This is a genomic window from Conyzicola sp. (assembly GCF_046714715.1).
Lineage (GTDB): Bacteria > Actinomycetota > Actinomycetes > Actinomycetales > Microbacteriaceae > Conyzicola.
In genome coordinates this window covers 1-4,276 of sequence record NZ_JBKKAD010000125.1, presented here as the reverse complement: position 1 = coordinate 4,276, position 4,276 = coordinate 1, and the positions used below count along the sequence as shown (strand labels likewise).

The window sequence follows — 4,276 nt, the reverse complement described above, 5'->3', positions numbered from 1 at the left end:
CGGGCCGCGACGTGATCGTCGGCGCGCTGCTCGGCGCGGAGGAGTTCGGGTTCGCCACGGCGCCCCTCGTCGTCGAGGGCTGCGTCATGATGCGCGTCTGCCACCTCGACACCTGCCCGGTCGGAATCGCCACCCAGAACCCCGAACTGCGTGCCCGCTTCAGCGGCAAGCCCGAGTTCGTCGTCAACTTCTTCGAGTTCCTGGCCCAGGAGGTGCGCGAGTACCTCTCGGCGCTCGGGTTCCGCTCGATCGAAGAGGCGGTCGGCCACCACGAGATGCTCGACGTGAACGGCGCGGTAGAGCACTGGAAGGCCGACGGGCTCGACCTGACCCCGGTGCTCGTCGGACCGAAATTCGCGGATGACGCGCCGCGCCGTAACTTCCGCGCGCAGGACCACGAGCTCGAGAAGCACTTCGATGTCGAGCTGATCCGTCAGAGCGAGAACGCGCTCGAGCACGGCACGCCCGTCGTCATCGACCTGCCGATCAAGAACACCGAACGCGCCGTCGGAACGATGCTCGGCAACGCGGTCACTCTGCGTCACGGTGAGAACGGCCTGCCGTCCGGCACCATCCAGGTCAACCTGTCGGGCACCGCCGGCCAGTCGCTCGGCGCCTTCCTGCCGAGCGGCATCCGCCTGCGTCTCGTCGGCGACAGCAACGACTACGTGGGCAAGGGCCTGTGCGGCGGCGAGATCGTGGTGCTGCCCGACGCGCGCAGCAGCTTCGCAGCCGAGAACAACGTCATCGCCGGAAACGTCATCGGCTACGGAGCCACCCAGGGATCGATGTTCCTGCGCGGCATCGTGGGCGAGCGATTCCTCGTGCGCAACTCCGGTGCCACGGCGGTCGTCGAGGGAGTGGGAGACCACGCCCTCGAGTACATGACCGGTGGACTCGCCGTGATCCTCGGCGAGACGGGACGCAACCTCGGAGCCGGAATGTCGGGCGGTACCGCCTACATCTACGACCTCAGGCAGGAACGGGTGAACCCCGACTCCCTCGCCAGCGGCGAGCTCACCCTGCTGCCGCTCGGAAGCGCCGACGTGGAGATCCTCACCGATCTCCTGCAGCGGCACTTCGACGAAACCGAGTCCGCCGTCGCGCGACGGATGCTCGACACCATCGACGAAACGATCGCTCGATTCGTGAAGGTCCTGCCTCGCGACTATGCGGCGGTCATAGCAACACGACAGACGGCCGTCGCCGAGGGTCTCGACCCCGACGGCGACGTTGTCTGGTCGAGAATCATGGAGGTTACCGGTGGCTGATCCGAAGGGATTCCTGAAGGTAAAGGAGCGCGAGCTCCCCGCCCGTCGTCCGGTCGCACTGCGCCTGATGGACTGGAAAGAGGTCTACGAGCAGGGCGACTCTGCGACCGTGCGCAAGCAGGCGGGGCGCTGCATGGACTGCGGCATCCCGTTCTGCCATCAGGGTTGCCCGCTCGGCAACCTGATCCCCGAGTGGAACGACCTGATGTGGCGCGGCGAAGGCCACCAGGCCATCGAGCGCCTGCACGCGACGAACAACTTCCCCGAGTTCACCGGCCGGCTCTGCCCGGCACCGTGCGAGTCATCCTGCGTTCTCGGCATCAATCAGCCGGCCGTCACCATCAAGAACGTCGAAGTCTCCATCATCGACGAGGCCTACCAGAAGGGCTGGGTCACCCCGCACCCGCCCGAGCGCCTCACGGGCAAGACGGTGGCCGTCGTCGGCTCCGGTCCCGCCGGGCTCGCCGCCGCGCAGCAGCTCACGCGCGCCGGCCACACGGTGGCGGTGTTCGAGCGTGACGACCGCATCGGCGGCCTGCTGCGCTACGGCATCCCCGACTTCAAGATGGAGAAGAAGCACATCGAGGCGCGACTCGCGCAGATGCAGGCGGAGGGGACACGTTTCCGCGCCGGCGTCACCATCGGCGTCGACATCTCGTGGAGCGACCTGCGCGCCCGCTACGACGCCGTGATCGTCGCGACCGGCGCGACCGTGCCCCGCGACCTGCCGATCCCCGGCCGCGACCTGCTCGGTGTGCACTTCGCCATGGACTACCTCGTGCAGCAGAACCGCGTGGGTGCCGGCGACTCCGTCTCCGAGCAGATCCACGCCGAGGGCAAGCACGTCGTCGTTCTCGGCGGCGGCGACACGGGAGCCGACTGCATCGGCACCGCGCACCGCCAGCACGCCCTCTCGGTGACCAACCTGGCGATCGGCACGCAGCCCGCGGCCGAGCGTCCCGACCACCAGCCCTGGCCGATGGCACCGACCCTGTTCGAGGTGTCGAGCGCCCACGAAGAGGGTGGCGAGCGCGTCTTCCTCGCGTCGACGATCGAGTTCCTGTCGAACGAGGCCGGCGAGGTGCGCGCGATCCGCGTCGCCGAAACCGAATACCTCGATGGACGCCGGGTTCCCAAGGCGGGAACGGAACGTGAAATCCCCGCCGACCTCGTGCTGCTCGCGATGGGCTTCACCGGTCCCGAGACCCACACGATCGACGAGCAGCTGCCCGTGCCGATCGACGCAAAAGGCAACCTGGGCCGCGACGGCGACTACCAGACGAGCGAATCCGGCGTCTTCATCGCCGGTGACGCGGGTCGCGGACAGTCGCTGATCGTCTGGGCGATCGCCGAAGGTCGTGCTGCGGCGTCCGCCGTTGATCGGTACCTTGAAGGGACGACGCAACTGCCGTTCCCGGTCAAGCCGACCGACCACGCGATCGCCATCTAGGTTCGACACGCTCACCCCACCGTCCACTTCTCCACCCGATTCACCCCAACCCACCACAGAAGGAACTCATGAGACGCGCGAAAATCGTCGCTACGCTCGGCCCGGCAACCTCCAGCTATGAAAACATCCGCGCGATTATCGACGCGGGTGTCGACGTGGCGAGAATGAACCTCAGCCACGGCTCGTACGACGTTCACGAGGCCGTGTACGCCAATGTGCGCCAGGCAGCGGAGGACTCCGGTCGAGCCGTCGCCGTGATGGTCGACCTCCAGGGACCGAAGATCCGCCTCGGAAAGTTCGAGGGCGGCCCGTACGACCTCGCCGTCGGCGACGTCTTCAAGATCACCACCGAAGACGTGGTCGGAACGCGCGAGCTCTCCGGAACGACCTTCAAGGGCCTTCCGCAGGACGTCAGCGCCGGGGACTTCCTCCTCATCGACGACCGCAAGGTCAAGGTGCAGGTCACCGGCGTCGAGGGTCCCGTCGTCTCGACGGTCGTGATCGTCGCGGGTGCCGTGTCGAACAACAAGGGCATCAACCTGCCCGGTGTCGCCGTCAACGTTCCCGCGCTGAGCGAGAAAGACGAGGACGACCTGCGTTGGGGCCTCCGCCTCGGCTGCGATCTCATCGCCCTGTCGTTCGTGCGTGACGCCACCGACATCGTGCGCGTGCACGAGATCATGGAGGAGGAGGGCCGCCGGGTTCCCGTCATCGCCAAGATCGAGAAGCCCCAGGCCGTCGACAACCTCGAGGCAATCATCGACGCGTTCGACGCCATCATGGTCGCCCGCGGCGATTTGGGCGTAGAACTGCCGCTCGAGGCCGTGCCGATCGTGCAGAAGCGCGCGGTCGAGCTCTCGCGTCGTATGGCCAAGCCGGTCATCGTCGCGACGCAGATGCTCGAGTCGATGATCTCCAGCCCCGTGCCCACGCGAGCCGAGACATCCGATGTCGCGAACGCGGTTCTGGATGGCGCGGACGCCGTCATGCTCAGCGGCGAGACCAGCGTCGGCGAGTACCCCGTCATCACCGTGCAGACCATGGCACGCATCGTGGCCTCCACGGAGGAGCACGGACTCGAGCGCATCCCCGAGCTCGGCACCAAGCCCCGCACGCAGGGTGGCGCCATCACCCTCGCCGCCGCCGAGGTGGCGACGTTCGTCGAGGCGAAGTTCGTCTGCATCTTCACCGAGTCGGGCGACTCGGCGCGCCGCATGTCGCGCCTGCGCTTCAACGTGCCGATGAAGGCGTTCACGCCCGACCCCGCGATCCGCCGCCGCATGGCGCTGATCTGGGGCATCGACTCCTACGTGGTCGAGCGGGTCACTCACACCGACGCGATGTACATCCAGGTCGACGAGATTCTGCTCGGCGAGGGTCTCGCGCAGGTCGGCGACGTCGTCGTGGTGATCTCCGGTTCGCCTCCCGGAATCTCCGGCTTCACCAACGACCTGCGCGTGCACCGCGTGGGCGATGCGAAGAACGCCGTGGCGCCCGCCTACGCGGTCGCCGAATAGTCGCAGGCAGCTACAACGAAGGGCCGGGCAGTTTCGAC

The 4,276-nt window shown here is 67.4% G+C and carries 3 protein-coding genes; all 3 read left to right on the top strand.

The annotated features are described in order from the left end of the window. Positions 1-1,271: glutamate synthase-related protein (locus ACLQ6X_RS09465; protein WP_411699920.1), on the top strand; the 1,271-nt coding region annotated here is incomplete at its 5' end. Further along, the gene (locus ACLQ6X_RS09460) at positions 1,264-2,721 is read left to right on the top strand and encodes a glutamate synthase subunit beta (protein ID WP_411699919.1); all 1,458 of its coding nucleotides are present in this window, start codon (positions 1,264-1,266) and stop codon (positions 2,719-2,721) included. The genes ACLQ6X_RS09465 and ACLQ6X_RS09460, both read left to right, overlap by 8 nt. 68 nt (positions 2,722-2,789) lie before the next feature. Then, positions 2,790-4,238, top strand: a complete 1,449-nt coding sequence (gene pyk, locus ACLQ6X_RS09455) for a pyruvate kinase (RefSeq protein ID WP_411699918.1) — start codon at positions 2,790-2,792, stop codon at positions 4,236-4,238. Positions 4,239-4,276: the final 38 nt, after the last annotated feature.

What these genes read in the sequence shown, in the direction of transcription:
- pyk (WP_411699918.1), top strand. Translation starts at nt 2,790, where the DNA reads ATGAGACGCGCGAAAATCGTCGCTACGCTCGGCCCGGCAACCTCCAGC.